Source organism: Mycolicibacter sinensis (assembly GCF_001667945.1).
In the GTDB taxonomy this organism is placed as follows: domain Bacteria; phylum Actinomycetota; class Actinomycetes; order Mycobacteriales; family Mycobacteriaceae; genus Mycobacterium; species Mycobacterium sinense_B.
Genome location: NZ_LZJK01000011.1, coordinates 1 through 623, shown reverse-complemented (window position 1 = coordinate 623; position 623 = coordinate 1). Strand labels below are relative to the sequence as shown.

General features: G+C 64.0%; 1 pseudogene. It reads left to right on the top strand.

What is annotated here, in order from left to right:
* Positions 1-552 (top strand): annotated as a pseudogene (locus tag A5694_RS00540) (PE-PPE domain-containing protein); the annotation flags it as partial.
* Positions 553-623: the final 71 nt, after the last annotated feature.

The window sequence follows — 623 nt, the reverse complement described above, 5'->3', positions numbered from 1 at the left end:
GCCGGGTCGATCGCGATGGCGCAGCTGGCCCACGACGGCGTCCCCCCGGAGTTGCTGCACTTCGTGTTCATCGGCAATCCGGTGGGGGCGGACACCGCGTCGCTGGACGGGGGCGGGGCCTCCTCCCCCGACTTCTTCGACACCGCTCTGCTGTCCGGCGTCCAGACCCCGAACAACTGGTTCGCGGTAACCGACTACACGATCCCCGGCGACCCGGTCACCGACCCCACCTCCACCTCCGAGCTCGGCTTGTTCTACGAGCACATGATGTATCTGGGGCTCACCCCCGAACAGGTGGCCAACCACATCGCCACCACCGACGGCATGCTCACCAACATCGACATCTCCGGTGACATCGACCAGTTCAGCGCCTGGCTCAACGCCTTCAGTAGCGGGTTGCTCGACAGCGCCGGGATAGACGCCCTGTTCAATTCGATTGTGGCACTTGTGTACAGCGCCTTCGGCAACATCGAAGGCTTCTTCACCGACTGGATGGGTATCGACTGGGGCGGGGTCGAGCAGACACTCGACTACTGGTTCCCCGACGCCTGACCTTGACAACGTACAACCATTCGGTTGTACGATCGGCACGTGGCCGTGCTCGACGAGGACCGGGTGGACGC